The 17,546-nt window shown below is 44.7% G+C and carries 13 protein-coding genes; 7 read left to right on the top strand and 6 right to left on the bottom strand.

Annotated elements, in window-relative coordinates; translation table 11 throughout:
- Positions 1-64: 64 nt before the first annotated feature.
- Together NSQ20_RS23640 and NSQ20_RS23635 are read right to left on the bottom strand one after the other, a co-directional pair.
- Positions 65-1,576 (bottom strand): ABC transporter permease, encoded by a 1,512-nt coding sequence (locus NSQ20_RS23640; RefSeq protein WP_076328215.1) that lies wholly within the window; start codon positions 1,574-1,576, stop codon positions 65-67.
- A 36-nt stretch (positions 1,577-1,612) separates the two neighbouring features.
- Complete coding sequence (locus tag NSQ20_RS23635) at positions 1,613-3,055, bottom strand: ABC transporter permease subunit (RefSeq protein ID WP_338706768.1); 1,443 nt, start codon at positions 3,053-3,055, stop codon at positions 1,613-1,615.
- A 150-nt stretch (positions 3,056-3,205) separates the two neighbouring features.
- Here NSQ20_RS23635 and NSQ20_RS23630 point away from each other — a divergent pair, with 150 nt between their 5' ends.
- Positions 3,206-4,957 (top strand): ABC transporter ATP-binding protein, encoded by a 1,752-nt coding sequence (locus tag NSQ20_RS23630; RefSeq protein WP_340018102.1) that lies wholly within the window; start codon positions 3,206-3,208, stop codon positions 4,955-4,957.
- 114 nt (positions 4,958-5,071) lie between these two features.
- Here the strand turns inward: NSQ20_RS23630 and NSQ20_RS23625 are convergent, their stop codons facing one another.
- The 3 genes from NSQ20_RS23625 to NSQ20_RS23615 all read right to left on the bottom strand — a co-directional run bounded on the left by NSQ20_RS23625 (position 5,072) and on the right by NSQ20_RS23615 (position 7,814).
- On the bottom strand, positions 5,072-5,851 hold the full coding sequence (locus NSQ20_RS23625) for a hypothetical protein (protein WP_340031002.1): 780 nt from the start codon (positions 5,849-5,851) through the stop codon (positions 5,072-5,074).
- A gap of 110 nt (positions 5,852-5,961) precedes the next feature.
- Positions 5,962-6,723, bottom strand: coding sequence for a LuxR C-terminal-related transcriptional regulator (locus tag NSQ20_RS23620; RefSeq protein ID WP_338706764.1), 762 nt, complete (start codon positions 6,721-6,723; stop codon positions 5,962-5,964).
- A gap of 26 nt (positions 6,724-6,749) precedes the next feature.
- The gene (locus tag NSQ20_RS23615) at positions 6,750-7,814 is read right to left on the bottom strand and encodes a suppressor of fused domain protein (protein ID WP_338706762.1); all 1,065 of its coding nucleotides are present in this window, start codon (positions 7,812-7,814) and stop codon (positions 6,750-6,752) included.
- Between the two features lie 147 nt (positions 7,815-7,961).
- On the opposite strand from NSQ20_RS23615, the gene NSQ20_RS23610 reads away from it, so the two are divergent.
- The 6 genes from NSQ20_RS23610 to NSQ20_RS23585 all read left to right on the top strand — a co-directional run bounded on the left by NSQ20_RS23610 (position 7,962) and on the right by NSQ20_RS23585 (position 16,422).
- Complete coding sequence (locus tag NSQ20_RS23610) at positions 7,962-8,255, top strand: MbcA/ParS/Xre antitoxin family protein (protein WP_338706760.1); 294 nt, start codon at positions 7,962-7,964, stop codon at positions 8,253-8,255.
- 291 nt (positions 8,256-8,546) lie between these two features.
- Entirely contained in the window at positions 8,547-10,004 is a 1,458-nt protein-coding gene (locus NSQ20_RS23605; protein ID WP_036668687.1) for a glycoside hydrolase family 1 protein, read from the top strand.
- A 135-nt stretch (positions 10,005-10,139) separates the two neighbouring features.
- Positions 10,140-11,822 carry an S-layer homology domain-containing protein gene (locus NSQ20_RS23600; protein ID WP_340031001.1) on the top strand — a complete coding sequence of 561 codons (1,683 nt, stop codon included), beginning with the start codon at positions 10,140-10,142 and terminating at the stop codon, positions 11,820-11,822.
- A gap of 42 nt (positions 11,823-11,864) precedes the next feature.
- A complete protein-coding gene (locus NSQ20_RS23595) occupies positions 11,865-13,295 on the top strand; it encodes a glycoside hydrolase family 1 protein (RefSeq protein WP_218640799.1) in 1,431 nt (476 codons plus the stop codon).
- Positions 13,296-13,528: 233 nt separating this feature from the next.
- On the top strand, positions 13,529-14,380 hold the full coding sequence (locus NSQ20_RS23590; RefSeq protein WP_340031000.1) for a PRD domain-containing protein: 852 nt from the start codon (positions 13,529-13,531) through the stop codon (positions 14,378-14,380).
- Between the two features lie 128 nt (positions 14,381-14,508).
- On the top strand, positions 14,509-16,422 hold the full coding sequence (locus tag NSQ20_RS23585) for a beta-glucoside-specific PTS transporter subunit IIABC (RefSeq protein ID WP_340030999.1): 1,914 nt from the start codon (positions 14,509-14,511) through the stop codon (positions 16,420-16,422).
- A gap of 72 nt (positions 16,423-16,494) precedes the next feature.
- Here the strand turns inward: NSQ20_RS23585 and NSQ20_RS23580 are convergent, their stop codons facing one another.
- Positions 16,495-17,397, bottom strand: coding sequence for a LysR family transcriptional regulator (locus tag NSQ20_RS23580; protein ID WP_340030998.1), 903 nt, complete (start codon positions 17,395-17,397; stop codon positions 16,495-16,497).
- Positions 17,398-17,546 lie beyond the last annotated feature (149 nt).

Genomic DNA, 17,546 nt, shown 5'->3' with positions numbered 1-17,546 from the left:
CCATATCTTGAATGTGTGATGTGTGAATTTTTTTTCTATATCATTCATTTCAATGACGAATCAGTTATGCCTTTTCCAGCTTGGGATCAAGCGCATCACGCAGACCGTCACCGAGAAAGTTAAACGAAAGAACCAGCAGAATAATAGCCAAGCCTGGATAAATCGCCAGATAAGAGTGGGTCTCCAGGTATGTACTGCCGAGCTTCAGAATGTTACCCCATTCCGGAATATGCGGCTCCACGCCGAGTCCCAGATAACTCAAACTGCTGGTAGCGATAACCGCTCCACCAATCGTGAGTGTGGACTTGATAATCATGGGCGCAAGGGAGTTGGGAATAATGTGTTTGAAAATAATCGTACGATTGTTGTACCCCAGTGCACGTGCAGCTTCCACAAATTCAAAAGTAGATACATAGAGCACACTGGCTCTCATGGTACGGGCGTAAGTTGGGATCGAACCCAGACTCAGCGCCAGAATAAGATTGACCGTATTGGCTCCAAACGCCGCAATAATGGCAATGGCGAGCAGAATTCCCGGAATCGCATAGAGAATATCCAGCAGCCGCATGATGATGTTATCCGTATGCCTTCCGTAGAAACCGGAGAATGCTCCGAGGACTCCACCGATCAACACAGGAATGATGGTCGACATGCAACCTACGATTAAGGAGATCCGGGCACCAAATACAATCCGGGAAAATAAACATCGTCCGAAGTCGTCCGTTCCCAAGGGATACGCAAGGGAAGGGGGTTGAAGCAGAGCGGAGTAGTTGTTTTCCACAGCCATGCTGTAATCAAAAGTAAAGAAGCTGCAAATCGATATCGAGAACAGAAAAATGATAAAAAACAAACCGGACATGGCAGTCATATTCGGAGCAAGTCGCTCCCACAGATCATTCCAGAAGTTTGATTTTTGTTTCCCCTGTCTGCGAATGCGCCCAATAATGGAAATGCCGAGCAATAGGGCAAATACATTACCTGTGATTGAGGTCAGAATCAGTACTACACTGACACCGATCATCCAGCGAGGGAGGATAGAGGTCGCGTTATATCGGGATACGATAATCAGTACGACCAGGTCGATGACCAGAATAAATATGAGCACCGCCATAGCTGGCAGAAAGTTGTCAGCCACATAGGGTTTGAAAACATTTAACGCAGATACACCGATGACGAACAGCTGGGTTAACAGCATATATACCGCAAAGGTGTACTCCACATTCCTGGCTTTTCGAATCAGATGAAAGGCTGCCGTTACGATAAATATGTTGCCAGAAATGATGGCAAGTAGCTGAACCCAGGCTAACCTGCGGGTCAAAGTAGAGATCGTACCTGTACGGATCAAGTCTTTTCGAATCCGAAGGGTGATGACACTTTGGACCAGTGTGAAGAATACATAGATCCCAAGTATCGTTAGCAGAAATGGTTTGAACGTCTGCCCGCTCCAGTCATAACTGTTGAACAGCAACAAGGCAGTCAAGAGAAGGGACGTGATCCAGGCGAAGCTTGCCTGACTGTATTCTCGAGAAGACTTAAGCCGGAAACGCATTTCTTGTGTTAAGGACGAGTTTGTCATAATACACCTGCTTTAAGAGGTAGTTCAACACACACTTTAATATTGTTTCATCTTGGAGCGCACTCTTGGATCAATAAAAGCGTACAGCAGATCAACCGCTACATTGATAATGGAGATCGTAATTGCTGTGTAGATTACTCCGCCCATGATACTCGGAATATCGGGGATGAATTGTTTATCCACAATATAGCTGCCGAGACCGCTGATATTAAACACTTTCTCCGTCACTGCTGCCCCGCCAAGCATGGCTCCGAATTGAAGTCCAACCACAGTTACGATTGGAATCAATGCATTACGTACAGCGTGTTTCAGCATGACCTGACGTTCGCTTAACCCCTTGGCGCGGGCGGTCATCACATAATCCTCATGAATGACTTCCAGTGTAGAAGACCGGGTCATCCGTGCCACCGCAGCCGTAAGTCCTGTGCCCAGCACAATGGTTGGCATAATGATCGACAGCCAGTTCTGCGGGTTGAAGGTGGCGGGAAGCCACTGTAATTTGATCGAAAAGTTCAGAATGAAAATAAGTCCTTGCCAGAAATTCGGGATCGATAATCCAATCAGAGCGATGAACATAAACGTATAATCGAACCATGAATTAGGCTTAATCGCTGAGATGATACCGATGGGCAATGCGATGACGAGTGCTAGCAGCAGGGAGATAACCGCCAGCGTCAATGTAATTGGAAACTTCCTTGCAATCGTTGCTGTTACGTCTTCATTTCCTGCAAAAGACTTGCCAAGATCGAAGAGAGCAACTCCCTTAATATTGTTCCAGAGCTGTGTAAGATAAGGCTGATCCAAGCCATACACCTGATTGAATGCTGCAATCTGTTCCTGCGTTGCTGTCTCTCCGAGAATGTTAGCTGCCGGGTTGAACGGAGACATATACAAAATCGTAAATACGAGTGTGGCTACGCCCAGAATGACAAATACCGTCATCAGTATTCTTTCAAATATGTACTTTAGATAAGGATTTCCATACAAAAAGAGGATGCCATACATCAGACAGCCAGGAATAATGGATATCGCGAAAAACCACGGTTTGTCGATAAGGGTGTGGAATGTATCGGCCATCGTAAGACGTTGACTTCCCTGTTCCTGAAGTATGCGAGAAGTCCGCTCCTTCAACTCTTTCTGAACCGTTTCTTCCAACCATTCCTCGGTCTGACGTCTGAATTCTTCCTCACTGACCTGCTGCTGGAAAAAACGATGTTTGCGTCGTAGCTGTTCTTCGACTTCCAACTTCATCTTGTTCCGATAGGAAGAAGCGAGCAGTTCTTGCTCAGCCGTCTGCCTGGCGGCTACCCAGCCGTCATTTTTTCGATTCGAACGCCATATTAGAAACACGACCAGATTGATCGGTAATCCAAGAATGAACAGAACATATCGGTAGGAAGGATGAAGCAGCATTTTGCCATAAATAAAACTTAAATTGTGCACCAACCGCGAGAGTCTGCTGCTTTCTGCAAGATTCAAACCAAGCGTGCCTCCTTTCATTCAGGTTTAAATTGCATTATTCCGATTGATATAGTATATATTATTTAGGGTCTAAACAATTGTCAAGGAATTAAATGGTATACATATGAGATAAGTGAATGTGAAATACGGATGAGAGCTGGTGATGATATGGAACCTTTATTGAAAGTTAATGATCTATCGGTCTCTTTTCATTCTGGAGAGAGTGAGTTTCATGCAGTACGAGAGGTAAGTTTTGAAGTGCGCAAAGGAGAGACACTAGGCATTGTAGGCGAATCGGGTAGTGGCAAGAGTGTAACCGCACGTTCCATTATGAGGCTGCTTGCATCGCCGCCTTCACAGATGAAAAATGGAGAGATTCTGTTCAAAGGGGTCGATCTGGCGAATAAAACGCAGAAAGAGATGGAGAGCATCCGTGGGCGTGATATTGGCATGATCTTTCAGGACCCGATGAGTTCTCTTAATCCGACTATTAAAGTGGGTAAACAGATCTCTGAAAGTCTGATCAAACATCAGAAGGTGTCCAAAAGGGAAGCCAAGAAACAGGCAATTGCCATGATGGAGCGGGTGGGGATAACTCGTAGTGAAATACGCTACAACCAATATCCACACGAATTCTCCGGAGGCATGCGTCAGCGGGTCATGATCGGTATTGCACTTGCTTGTCGTCCTGAATTGCTCATTGCCGATGAGCCGACAACCGCACTTGACGTTACGATTCAGGCACAAATTCTTAATTTGATGAAAGATATGCAGGACCAACTAGGCACATCGATTATCCTGATCACGCATGATTTGGGCGTAGTAGCAGGCATGTGTGATCGGGTTGTTGTTATGAAAGAAGGACAGATTGTGGAAACCGGGACAACAACAGAGATTTTTGCTAATCCCAAACACCCGTATACGATCAGACTTCTGAATGCATTACCACGTCTGGATCAGAAGAAAAAGCCCAAACCGGTATCGTTGGTCCCGAGAGATCTGGAAGACGATCAACCGTTGCTTGAGGTGAAATCACTCAGACAACATTTTAATCTGGGCAAAGGTAACACCTTAAAGGCTGTTAATGATATCAGTTTTCATATTCGTCAAGGAGAGACGCTTGGCGTTGTAGGGGAATCCGGTAGCGGAAAATCAACCACGGGCCGTGCGATTCTGCGATTGCATGAGCCAACAGGTGGAGATGTACTGTTTAAAGGAGTCCCGCTCAATCGTTTGTCGGCTTCGGAGATGAAAACGATGCGTAGACATATGCAAATCATCTTCCAAGACCCCTATGCATCTCTGAATCCCAAAATGAGGATTATGGATATCATTGGAGAAGCGCTTGATATTCATCAACTTGCAGGCACTGCCGCTCAGCGGGAAAAGCGTGTGGAGGAATTGCTGGAGATGGTGGGTCTTGATCCCACCCATGCGCAGCGTTATCCACATGAATTCTCGGGTGGGCAGAGACAGCGGATCGGTATTGCACGAGCTCTGGCTGTGGAACCTGAATTCATCGTATGTGATGAGCCATTGTCTGCACTGGATGTGTCGATACAGGCTCAGATCGTACAATTGCTTGAAGAGTTGCAGCAGCGACTCGGATTGACGTATCTCTTCATCGCGCATGACTTGTCCATGGTTAAACATATCAGTGATCGAGTGGCGGTGATGTATAACGGGAAAATTGTAGAGCTGGCGGAGAGTGAAGAACTTTATTCCAACCCGCAACATGCCTACACCAAGGCTTTGCTATCTGCTATTCCCGTGCCTGATCCGGCGGTAGAAGCGAAGAAAAAGAGACATGTTGTCAAAGAAACAACTAGAGAAAATGTTGAAGTAGAGGACCGTTATAATCTGGAACATTCCAAGTGGGTAGAAGTCACGGAAGGGCACTGGGTAGCCATATCTAGTTAGATAGTGCAATATATAGTCTGTTTCAACGACAAAAGAACCCCGACGATGATCTCCACAGATCGTTATCGGGGTTGAGTTATATGTTCTTCGTATAATGGCAGTAATCAAAAGCGATTATTTGAATTGAACCGATTTCTTGATGGTATCAATCTCGGCTTTGGTCTTATCATCCACGTAAGTGAATATGAAGTTGAAAGCATATCCTTCAATAATTGTACTATAGTAATCTTGAGTAACGGTTGAACCGTCACCTGGATCCATCGTGATTTGCATCAGATCCATCTCTTTACCACCGATGGTTTCCGTTGTCATTTCCTTATAATCGTAAGGGAACTGGCTATCCACCATGAATTTTTTGGTTGCTTCCAGGTAGTCTTTACCTGTACGAATGCCTTGCAACAAGCTTACTTTCTCAGCAACCGCAATTGCGGAAGGACCAACTTGGCCTGCATCTAATGGATACTTTGAAGCCATAAGCAGATTCAATGTTTTGGTCTGAGACAGTTCAATTTGTTTTTTCTTTGTTTCATCATCACCAGCAATCGCTTCGGATGAAGCACTTGTCAGCTCATTCATGCCTGCAGCATCCTGGAACTCCCAAGCTTCCGGAAATTTCAGAGATACGCCAAAATAGTCATTGGTGTAAGAACCTTTTTCCGTAGTCCCCAGCTCAACGTCTTGTGAATTATCAGTTTCCTTGGACTCTTCGCTTGCTGGTTCTGTGTTCTCTGTTTCTTCTGTATTGGCTGTATCAGAATCAGTACCTGTCGTTGTTTCTGTCGGGGTAGGCTCTTCTGTTGCGGCTGTGTTATCTGCTTTGTCACCGCAAGCGGCTGCAACCAGCATAATCATAATGAGCATGGCGAATAAAGAAGCTTTTTTTGGAATTGTCATATTACCCTCCTGAAATGTGTGTGTGTGTTTCTCTCTCTACATGTTGCCTGCTTCCTAAATTGTAGCACAAACGTTCTCATATACTACCTATAGGAATCTATAGGGGTCTTCTATACATAAGACATTCGGCTGGCAATTGAAACAGCTTCTGTGCTGGATTGCACACCTAATTTGTTAAAAATCACTTTTTTGTGATGATTCACGGTGCATTCCTTGATCTTTAATTTCAAAGCAATGGCTTTTACCGTGAGGCCTCCGGCTATCATCTCCAGAATGGTTAACTGACGCTCGGTGAACTCCACCGCCGGTTTGTCGCACACTTCAGCAGTCTGTTGACTCTGATAACAGTTCTGCATGTACGCTGGAATTAGCTTGGCAATGGCGATCAGTTCACCTTGCATATTTGCATTAATGGTGGACACATCCAGATAACCTACATGTTGCGATCCCATGAACAGAGGTGCGGCGTAACAATGCCAGCTTTGAAAATAAGGACTTTCATGCTGCTCGGGCAGCAGCACTACAGGCTCGTTGCTGTCCATCGTTACAGATATGGCGTTAACTCCACAGCTCTGTGCAGTGAAGAACATGCCCGGACGAATGGGAGAATCTTCTACTACAGCTTTAAGATCTGAACTGTAATTCATCGAGAGGAGCACACCGTTGCTATCTGTGAGTAGAAACAGATAAGTGCCCGTTAAATTCTCTTGGATAACCGAGATACTGTTCTGGAATGCATGAATCAGGAAATGATTGATTTTACGAAGCCTGTCCAGACTGGGTTTTGGTAAATAGTCGAACGGAGCCGTTCCTGCTGCATGCGAGCAAGTCGGAGACTCTTCGTGTCGTGAGGCAAATGTAATGGCAGGCATGTTGTTTCCTCCTTGCTGCACAGTTCTCATCCAATCGTTTGAATGACGTGTCCTTCTTGGTCCTTGATTTCTGTTCTAACAATCTGAACGAGAATATGATCCAATGAAGTTATCTCGAATGTTCCTTCAAACGGGCGAAGGTTCTCTGCCAGCTTATCAACAATTTGTTTGTTCACCGTCAGGGTAACTTGTCTGTCCGATTCCAATACAGCTGGATGTTCTCCTGCTTCGAACAGAATATTAGTATCCGGTCCGATCAAGGATAGAGAGGCACCTTTCGAAATTCGGCTACGAAGGATGGTGCCAACTAGTACGGCTTGTTTGGCTCCAAGCTGGAGTTTGGCCGGAACCGATTTTTGCAGCAATTTTTTGCGAGGAGATTCCCAAGCCAGTTGTTGTATGAATAAAAATGCTGTGCTGGACCCGTCCTGTTCCATTCCATCCTCAACCGCTTGTATAACCGAAGGAATATCTGCGTACGAATTTCTCATCAGATCCGTCACATATTTGGGCATGAACATGGAGGAGGCAGACAGGAAGCCACGAGCATTCCAACTTTGAATCATTTCCAGTTCCCGACCTGTAATGCCAACCATCTGAATAAATTGCACTGAACCATTAGGCGTAGAGATCGCGGGTAGGTCCGGATCTTCAATAAACGAGAGAGCAGTCAGCAAAGTATCGGATTCCAGACAGATGGGGCCACTGGCGTCCATGTAATCTCCTGGCTGAAAGATATTTCCGCTGTTGAACACGTACCGTCCTACATTCTGTAGCAAATTCATCACCCAGGCTGGCGGATCAGTCTCTGCTTCACTGCGTGTAAGACGAAAGGTGAGCTCAAATCCATACCCGCTCTTGGATGCATCCTGCATCTCTTTTTCATACAATTCAGAGAAACCGTAGGTAACAAAATGCCAGTGAGGCATAGGGTAATCGACAGCATAAACGCTAATGCCATCGAGTGGATCGGGACCTCCAAGAATATACGGAAGGGCAGTACCGTAGTGTTTTGGCTCTTGTGCCCCATACAATTCACGCATGGATTGATCAATCGCATCCCAACCGGATGTGTTTTCTTCCTGAGTCATTATTGAATCCTCCTTGACTGTTCTTTCCCCCGAAAAACATTTAAAATTAAGTCTACCTGTTACAGCAGTGGTTTCAAGCGGCTTAAGGATGAATTGTGTCAGATAGGACTTCGGTGTTATTAATTGCAATCCAGGGAGTGAAATTACATGAGTATGAAAGGTATCTATTTAAAGGAGTTTAATCAGGCAAGCTGGGACTCATTTTCCGAAGGGTTTGAAGAACTTGGACAAAAGATGGACCCCACGTGGGTAGAACGTGCGCAATTACAAGGGATTCCGGCGGATATAAGTCGGGTGCTTTTGTGTGAAATGGGGGAGTATGCTTTTGAATGGATGGCGAAAGATATCCCGGCTTTAGGGGACCAAAGTCCCGCCGCTTACCTGGAAACGGAGGAAGGAGCGCAGGCATTAAGGGCAGCCATTATGCGTATGCCACGTTAATTTTTTCCATGGTGAGAGTGTGCGAGCGATCATATGAACCAGTGAAGTTGATTTTGCAAAATAGATATGTTACGCTTACATTACAAGAGCAAACACAACAGAATATGCAATAACATCTTTTGATGGATTGTAACTGTGAAGACAGGCAAAACCTAAACTGATGGTGAAATGAAAGCTCCTTTTTTTGGTGCTATTTTACCTTGAGTTTAGGTTTTTCTTGTTTTCTGCTCTAAATCACACCATTTTTTACCTGGAAAAACCAAAATAAATTTCGAAAAGAGGTTGTTGTTCATGACCACGGCAAAAAAAGGATTCCCCGAAAACTTCCTATGGGGCGGCGCTACAGCTGCCAATCAATTGGAGGGTGCATTCGATAAGGACGGCAAAGGGCTCTCCACAGCGGACATGATCGCTCATGTTCCCAAAGAGAAGCGTACAGGCGGACATGCTATGGAAATTTCCTCTTCCCGAATCGAAGAGATCCTCTCCGGCAAATTTGAAGAACGTTTCCCGAAACGTTTTGGTATCGATTTCTACCATCACTTTAGAGAAGATATTGCATTGTTCGCTGAAATGGGCTTCAAAGTATTCCGTTTGTCCATTCACTGGGCACGTATTTTCCCGAACGGTTATGATCAAGAGCCGAATGAAGCAGGCTTGAAATTCTATGATGAAGTATTTGACGAATTGTTGAAATATGGCATCGAGCCGCTCGTTACATTGTCTCACTATGAGACACCGCTTGGCTTGACGCAAAAATATAACGGCTGGGCTGGCCGTGAAGTAATCCAGCACTATGTTCGGTATGCAGAAACGGTGTTCAACCGTTATAAAAATAAAGTGAAATACTGGCTGACGTTTAATGAAATTAACGTAATGCTGTTCAGCCCATACACTGGCGGCGGCATTCTGATCGATAAAGTGGACAACAAACTGCAAACCACTTATCAAGCGCTGCATCACCAATTTGTAGCAAGTGCATTGGTAACGAAGCTTGCTCACGAGATTATGCCTGGTTCCCAAGTGGGTTGTATGCTTGCTCGTATGGAAACTTATGCAGCAACATGTAATCCGGTAGATGTTCGTCTGGCTCAACACGAGAATCAGATTAACCTCTTCTTCACGGACATGCATGCTCGTGGTAAATACCCGAACTACATGGCTCGTTATTTTGAAGAAAACGACATCGTGATCCAAAAAGAAGCAGGCGATGACGAGATCTTGCTGAACAATACCGTTGATTTCATCTCCTTCAGCTACTACATGTCCGTAACCAAATCTGCATCTGCAGACAAGGAAGAAACATCGGGTAACCTGACTGGCGGCGTGAAAAACCCTTATCTGGAAGCATCCGACTGGGGCTGGGAGATCGATCCGATCGGTCTGCGCGTAACCTTGAACAACTTCTGGGATCGTTACCAGAAACCATTGTTCATCGTAGAAAATGGTCTGGGTGCATATGACCGTGTTGAAGAAGACGGTTCGATCCATGACTCCTATCGTGTGGATTACCTGAAAAAACACATCGAACAAATGAAAGAAGCCATCAAAGATGGCGTCGATCTGATTGGATTTACAGCATGGGGCCCGATTGACCTTGTGAGCATGTCCACTTCCGAAATGTCCAAACGTTATGGTTTCATCTACGTGGATCTGGATGACGAAGGTAACGGAACACTCAAACGTTCCAAAAAGGATTCATTCGACTGGTACAAAAACGTAATCTCCAGTAATGGTGAGCAACTGTAGTTCTCACGTTTTCTGAGCGGGCAAACCTGATATAACAGTTAGTGTTTAATGGAATTTAATGTTCCTGAGGGCCTGCTGATTAGCGTTTGTCCGCTTTTTTATGTGCTGCAAACATTACATATGGAGGGATATCTTTTGAAAAGATGGAGTATGAACACAAAAAGTATGGGATGGATGCTTGCCCTGACACTAAGTCTGAGTGTGATCTGGCCAGCAACCGTTGGTGCGGAAAGCACCCAGGTTACTCAAATCCAGGCCAATACCTATGTTGGTGATCCTGGAGAGATGGTAGAGTCCTTTGACATTACTGTAGCGAATCCGGAGAAATATCAGAATCTGAAAGCTTCAGACTTCGAAATTACTGGCAATTATGATGGCTATCCTTTAAATGAAGCGGAAGAGATCATACAAAATGAGTATGAAGATGACGGAATAAAATTGACAATTACGGATCATACCATCCATATGGCGGTAAAGCCTTTTAAATATCCAGGTGGATTTAAGTCAGCATTTGCAGTCAAAAGCAAGGCGTATCCTGAACTTTCTTTTGACGATAAAAATGTAAATGTAGTCAAAACGCGTACGGTCGATGAGTTTGAAAAAGGACAATTTACAGGCAGTAACGGTGCGAACTTGTCCTATCAACTGAAACGAAGCACGTCCGAAGAACCGAAGCCGCTCATGGTATGGCTTCATGGCGGGGGAGAAGTAGGTACGGATGGTAGAAGTCATCTTACGGCTAATCGTGGAGCAGTAGTCTGGACAGAATCGGGGTATGATACTTCCGTGCTTGCTGTACAGTATCCCGAGAATTACAGTTTCAAAATTTACGATAACCCTGAACAACTGGCTAAAATGCAAGCATATTTTGTTGCACAATATGAGTTAATCCAGAAGCTGGTTGCTGAAGGTGAAGTTGATCCGAATCGGATCTATCTGTCTGGTGTTTCCAGTGGCGGTGGTGGTGCCTTCCGTTTCTTGACACAATATCCCGATCTGTTTGCTGGAGCGATTATTGTAGCGGCCAAGGATACGGTAGCGGATTATACCGGATCTGTAGAAGCATTCAAAAAAGAACTGAAAGATATTGTGGATGTCCCAGTATGGATTATGCATGCCAAAAATGATCCAACCACTGACAGCCGGACAAGCTCTTTGGCTTATCAGGCTTTGACTGAGCTTGGAGCCAAGCATGTCAATATGACGCTGTATGACGATGCATACATGGATAGCCAAAGACTGTACGGTGGCATGAAGCATTGGTCATGGGTACCGGCTTTTGACAACAAAGAAGTACTTGCCGACCTGTTCCAACTAAGCAAAGGAACTTCAGGGGAACAGGATGGAGGTAACATAGAGCATGGAACAAAACCAACTGAGCCTGTGACAAGAGCGCAGATCGCCCTCGTGCTTGCCGACAAGTTAAATCTTCCTAAAGTATCCGAATCTGCTTACCCGTACACAGATTCTGCCCCTGAATGGGCTCGTCAGGCCATTGCAACAGTGACCAAGGCAGGGTTGATGAAAGGTGTCAGCAATCAGATATTTGCCTCGGGAGAGGAAGTAACACGTGCACAGATGGCAGTGATCGTAGACCATATTTTGATGAGTCGCGGCTGGAATGCTGCAGACGAGTCAATTGTAGTATTGTTCAAGGATTTGAATGATAAGCATTGGGCTTATGAAGCCGTTCAAAATAGTGCCAAAGCCGGTATTATGTCCGGTATGTCCAAAGATCAATTTGAGTCATCGAAGTCGGTTACAGGTGCTCAGCTGGAGCTGATTCTGCAACGATTGGAACAATTGTCAACAAACTAAGTTCAATAACCAACTTTATAATGATAAATAATGAGAGGAATGATTGATATGACTACACCATTTCCGAAAGACTTCCTATGGGGCGGCGCTGTAGCAGCCAACCAACTTGAAGGAGCTTATAATACAGATGGCAAAGGTCTGTCTGTTCAAGATGTAATGCCACATGGGATTACAACGCCTAGAACGGAAGCACCTACAGAAGATAACCTGAAACTGATCGGTATCGATTTCTACAACCGCTACAAAGAGGATGTTAAACTGTTTGCTGAAATGGGCTTCAAAGTGTTCCGTACATCAATCGCTTGGTCCCGTATCTTCCCTAAAGGTGATGAATTGGAGCCAAATGAAAAAGGTCTGCAATTCTACGATGACCTGTTCGATGAGTGTCACAAATACGGGATTGAACCACTCGTAACGATCTCTCACTATGAGACACCGCTGCATTTGTCCAAAACGTATGATGGCTGGGTTAACCGTAAAATGATCGATTTCTACGAGCGTTATGTAACAGTTCTTTTCAACCGTTTCAAAGGCAAAGTTAAATATTGGCTGACATTCAATGAGATTAATTCCATTCTGGAGGAGCCATTCATGAGCGGCGGGATCTATACGCCAAAAGCAGAACTGTCCAAACAGGATCTGTACCAAGCAATTCATCATGAATTGGTAGCCAGTGCGTTAGCTGTAAAACTGGGTCATGAAATTATGCCTGAAGCCAAAATCGGCTGTATGGTACTGAGCATGCCTACGTATCCGTTGACTCCGAACCCGGATGATGTGGTTGCAGCGATGCATGCTGAACAGCGCAATGATATCTTTGCTGATATCCATGCACGTGGTTATTATCCGAAATACATTAATCGTTATTTCAAAGCGAATAATATCAATATTAAGTTTGAAGATGGCGATGCTGAAATTCTGAAGCATACCGTAGACTTTATCTCGTTCAGTTATTATGTAAGTATCTGTGAGACTGGTGATCCCGAGAAACGTATCGAAGGCAAAGGAAACCTGTTCGCAGGTGTGCAAAACCCTTATCTGAAAGCGAGTGAGTGGGGCTGGCAGATCGATCCGCAAGGACTGCGCGTAACCTTGAACAAATACTGGGACCGTTATCAAAAACCATTGTTTATTGTCGAAAATGGTCTGGGCGCAGTCGATGAGCTGATTACGGACGAAAATGGCAATAAAACGGTGAACGATGATTACCGTATTCAATACTTGAATGACCATCTGGTACAGGTTGGCGAAGCTCTTGAGGATGGCGTAGAAGTGATGGGTTATACGTCATGGGGCTGTATTGACCTGGTAAGTGCTTCAACAGCAGAGATGAAGAAACGATATGGTTTCATCTATGTAGACCGCAACAATGACGGTTCAGGAACATTGGATCGTTACAAGAAAAAATCATTCCATTGGTACAAGGAAGTTATTAGTACAAATGGCACAAGTCTTAAGAACAACAACGAGTAAATACTAGTTCTATAAGCATAGTTGTGCAAGCACCTTCTGATGTCACATTAACGCACATTAACCGCTTTCACAAAAACATTGTCATATGGATAATTATATGGTAAGATGGGCCTAAGGCTAATGAATACTGGATTGTTACTGTTCAATCAGGCAAAACCAGAGGCGGGGCATATTTCGTGACCTGCTTTGGTTTTGCCTTTTACTACTTTGACGGTGCAAGGTGATGTGGAGAAATGAAAATTGAGAAGGTGCTGAACAACAACGTAGTTACCGTAATTGATCCGGGAGGAAACGAACTGGTTGTTATGGGACGTGGAATTGCCTTCAAAAAGCATACTGGTGAATCGATTGACGAGAGTCTCGTCGAAAAAATATTCTCGCTTGAAAGTAAGGAAGTATCACAGAAACTCAAAACGCTTCTGTCTGATATCCCGGTTGAATATGTCGAGTGCTCGGATGAGATTATCCGTTATGCCGAGACGGTGTTAGGTGAGAAGCTGCATGAAAGCATCTACATTTCACTGACGGATCATATTCATTTTGCCATTGATCGACATCGTCAAGGATTGCAGATCCGTAACGCATTGTTCTGGGAGATCAAGCGCATGTACCGGAAGGAATATGCCATTGGACTCAAGGCGCTACAGATTATTGAGGAAACATTAGGTGTCCTGCTACCCGAAGACGAATGCGCATTCATTGCAATGCATCTGGTTAATGCCCAGATGAACGGTGAGATGAGGGAAACAATCAGTATTACGAACATCGTTAAGGACATACTTAACATCGTAAGACGTAGCTTTGTGATTGAACTTGATGAAGATTCATTGAGTTATTATCGATTTTTAACTCATCTGAGGTTCTTTGCCCAACGTGTGTTGCAAGGAACGGCGATTGAAGATAAAGAAGTAGATAATCCGCTTCATGACTTGGTGAGCAAGCAGTATCCGGAAGCACATGCATGTGCAGTAAGGATCAGTGACTATACGCGTAAGATCTATAATCGGGTATTGTCCAAGGAAGAAATACTGTATCTGACCATTCATATTGAACGGATTGTCAGAAATGAACAAACAATTGAATAAAGTTGGGATTGTTACTGCTAAAAAGGCAAAACCTAAACGTTGAATAATGATAAGCTTTTCTGCTTTGTCATTATTCAGTGTTTAGGTTTTTTTTTAACCTTCATTACACATAAAAGGAGCAAAACACAATGGATAAACAACAATTGTCCAAGGACATTTTGAAGCTTGTTGGTGGGGAAGAGAATATCGATCAAGTCACACACTGTATGACAAGACTCAGATTTAACCTGAATGACAACCAAAAAGCGGACAAAGCGACGCTGAAAAATACACCAGGCGTTATGGGCGTGATGGAGAACGGTGGACAGTTCCAGGTTATCATCGGTAACGATGTGCCTATCGTGTATAACGCACTCGTTGGCAACATGTCCAAATCACCAAACGCAGATAATGCAACCTCAAGCGCTTCAACTGGGGAGAAGAAAAAGAGAAATCCAATAAGTGCGCTGTTCGACTTCATCTCAGGTATGTTTACACCAATACTGCCTGCAATTACGGGTGCAGGTATGATCAAAGGGATCGTGGCTATCCTTGTCGCACTTGGATGGTTGTCCGATACTAGTTCAACCTATATCATTTTGTCGGCAATTGGTGACGGTGCCTTCTACTTCCTGCCAATCATTCTGGCGATCAGTGCTGCACGTAAGCTGGGTAGTAATATGTATATTGCCGCGGCGCTTGCTGCGGGCATTATGCACCCGACCATTACAGCATTGCTGGCCGATGGTCACAATTCATCCTTTATGGGGATTACAGTCATAGCGGCAACGTATTCTTCTACAGTTATTCCGATTGTTCTGGCCGTTTGGATTGCTTCATATGTAGAGAAAGCCGTTGATCGTGTTATACATGCTTCACTTAAGTTACTCATTGTTCCAACAGTTACCTTGTTAATTATGGTTCCACTGACGTTGATGACAGTAGGTCCATTGGGTACCGTTCTTGGTAATGGTTTGTCCGGTGGTATTTCATGGTTGTTCGATAACATGTCCATCTTCGCAAGTATCCTGATTGGTGGTACGATGTCACTGCTGATCATTACAGGTATGCACTATGCTTTGCTGCCAATCGTTGTTGGTTCAATGACAACACTGGGTTACGACTTTATTATTCCACTGATGTTTGCAGCTAACTTGGCACAAGGTGGTGCAGCATTTGGTGTAGGTCTCAGATCGAGAAATAGCAAAACCAAATCCCTGGCCTATTCCACAGGTCTTACGGCTATTATGGGGATCACGGAACCAGCGATGTATGGTATCAACATGAAGTTCAAAAAACCATTTATCGCAGCTCTCAGCGGGGGTGCTATTGCTGGTGCATTCATGGGAATCTTCAATGTTAAATCGTATGTTATTACAGGACTTGCAGGTCTGCCGAGTATTGCGGCATTTGTCAGTCCAGCAATTAGCACATTGATTTATGCTTTGGTTGGTGGTTTGATTGCCATCGTAGCGGCAGCAATCATTACGTATATCTTGGGCTTCCAAGAAGAAAATGCATCGGAGCCAGTAGCTGCACCAGCAGCTGAGCCGGCAACACCAGCAGCAGCAACAACTTCTGCTGCTGTAACTGAAGAAGCAAAAGCACAAGATGAGCAAGTATTCAGCCCGATCACAGGTGAAGTTAAACCACTGAGCGAAGTGCCAGACCCTGCGTTCTCTGAAGAGATTATGGGTAAAGGATTCGCGATTCAACCATCTGAAGGTCGCGTCGTATCTCCGATCAACGGAACCGTGTTCTCGTTATCGAAGAGTGGACATGCCATTGGTCTGGTAAGTGATACAGGCGCAGAGATGTTGATTCATATCGGGATTGATACCGTGAAGCTGAAAGGTCAATTCTTCTCTCCTAAAGTTCAAGCAGGTGCGAAGGTTGCTGTAGGTGATGTACTGATGGAGTTTGACCGGGAACAGATCGAAAAAGCCGGTTACACAACGATTACACCAGTCATTATTACAAATATGCATCAGTATGAGTCGATTGAGTCTGCTGGTCGCACTACGATCAAAGAAAAAGACTTGTTGTTCACAGCTAAAGCTTAACCATAAAAATGAAACAGCAGCTTCACTGGAATGTAATCCGGTAAAGCTGCTGTTTTTTTTGCTTATAGCCTTTTACACGGGAAGCATACCCTGCACCAGTTGCACAAAGTGTTGTGCAGGCTTGGACAGATAACGGTTCTGCAGCCAGACCAGCGCCGAACCGACCGTGGAATGCTGATCCTGGATGCGATATACGTGGAATGGGTGCTCGTGATATAGCTGTAGTACCGTGTGAGGCACGATGGAACTGGCGAAGCCGAGTCGGACCAGCTCGAGTAACATATTAATGTCTGAGCACTCACCCATGATGGAGGGGGTAAGCTGATGCTCCCGAAACTTGTCCAAAATTAGCTCGAACATGCCGAGTCCTTCTGTACTTGGAAGCAGTAGAGGGATTCCTGTAAGCTGCTTAAAATAAGTCTCCATCTCCGCTCCTGGTCCCATCTCCGTTGGGCTATCAAGCGGTGTTGAAGAAATATAGAAAAGGGGCTCCTGTGGCAGATGCAGCACCTCATAACGTTCAGTCTGGACAGGCATGCGTACACAGGCAAGTTCAACTTTGCCATCTTCCAGCAATCGGCATAATTGCGCAGATTCATTTTGTTGAATTTTATAGGTAACCTGTGGGTGGGTGGTGCGAAACTGTTGCAGTGCTTGCGGGATCAGGCGATCCGATATGGTATTGATGCCGATGGCGAGTTTGCCCCGTATGCCGTGACGGAAACTTTGCATCTCCATTACAGCTTCCTCCATATATTTGGTCAAGGTAACCGCATAATCATAGAAGCTGCGCCCCGCCTGCGTTAGTTCCATCATACGCCCTTTGCGTTCAAATAGAATCACACCAAGCTCTTCTTCCATTAACTTAAGCTGCTGGCTTAAGGGTGGCTGAGCCATGTGAAGTCTTCGAGCTGCGGCTGTAATCTGTTTCTCCTCAGCAATGGCAATGAAATAGCGACATTGTTTGATATCCAAGTGGTTGTTCTCCTTCGCCTGCAATGTATATGTAATTCGTATGGAAAGGCAACAAAACATGTATTTTTAATATACTACGATCTTATGTTACCATACATTAGATTTGCATACCTGACTAACAGGGTTTGGTTTCTATATGAATATTACTG

Origin of the sequence: Paenibacillus sp. FSL K6-1122 (assembly GCF_037977015.1) — a bacterium.
Taxonomy (GTDB): domain Bacteria; phylum Bacillota; class Bacilli; order Paenibacillales; family Paenibacillaceae; genus Paenibacillus; species Paenibacillus amylolyticus.
This window is presented reverse-complemented; position numbering and strand designations above follow the sequence as displayed.

Bases quoted from the DNA above. Each gene is read 5' to 3' on its own strand.
- NSQ20_RS23640 (WP_076328215.1), bottom strand. From the start codon at position 1,576: ATGACAAACTCGTCCTTAACACAAGAAATGCGTTTCCGGCTTAAGTCT.
- NSQ20_RS23630 (WP_340018102.1), top strand. From the start codon at position 3,206: ATGGAACCTTTATTGAAAGTTAATGATCTATCGGTCTCTTTTCATTCT.
- NSQ20_RS23625 (WP_340031002.1), bottom strand. From the start codon at position 5,851: ATGACAATTCCAAAAAAAGCTTCTTTATTCGCCATGCTCATTATGATT.
- NSQ20_RS23620 (WP_338706764.1), bottom strand. From the start codon at position 6,723: ATGCCTGCCATTACATTTGCCTCACGACACGAAGAGTCTCCGACTTGC.
- NSQ20_RS23615 (WP_338706762.1), bottom strand. From the start codon at position 7,814: ATGACTCAGGAAGAAAACACATCCGGTTGGGATGCGATTGATCAATCC.
- NSQ20_RS23610 (WP_338706760.1), top strand. From the start codon at position 7,962: ATGAGTATGAAAGGTATCTATTTAAAGGAGTTTAATCAGGCAAGCTGG.
- NSQ20_RS23605 (WP_036668687.1), top strand. From the start codon at position 8,547: ATGACCACGGCAAAAAAAGGATTCCCCGAAAACTTCCTATGGGGCGGC.
- NSQ20_RS23590 (WP_340031000.1), top strand. From the start codon at position 13,529: ATGAAAATTGAGAAGGTGCTGAACAACAACGTAGTTACCGTAATTGAT.
- NSQ20_RS23585 (WP_340030999.1), top strand. From the start codon at position 14,509: ATGGATAAACAACAATTGTCCAAGGACATTTTGAAGCTTGTTGGTGGG.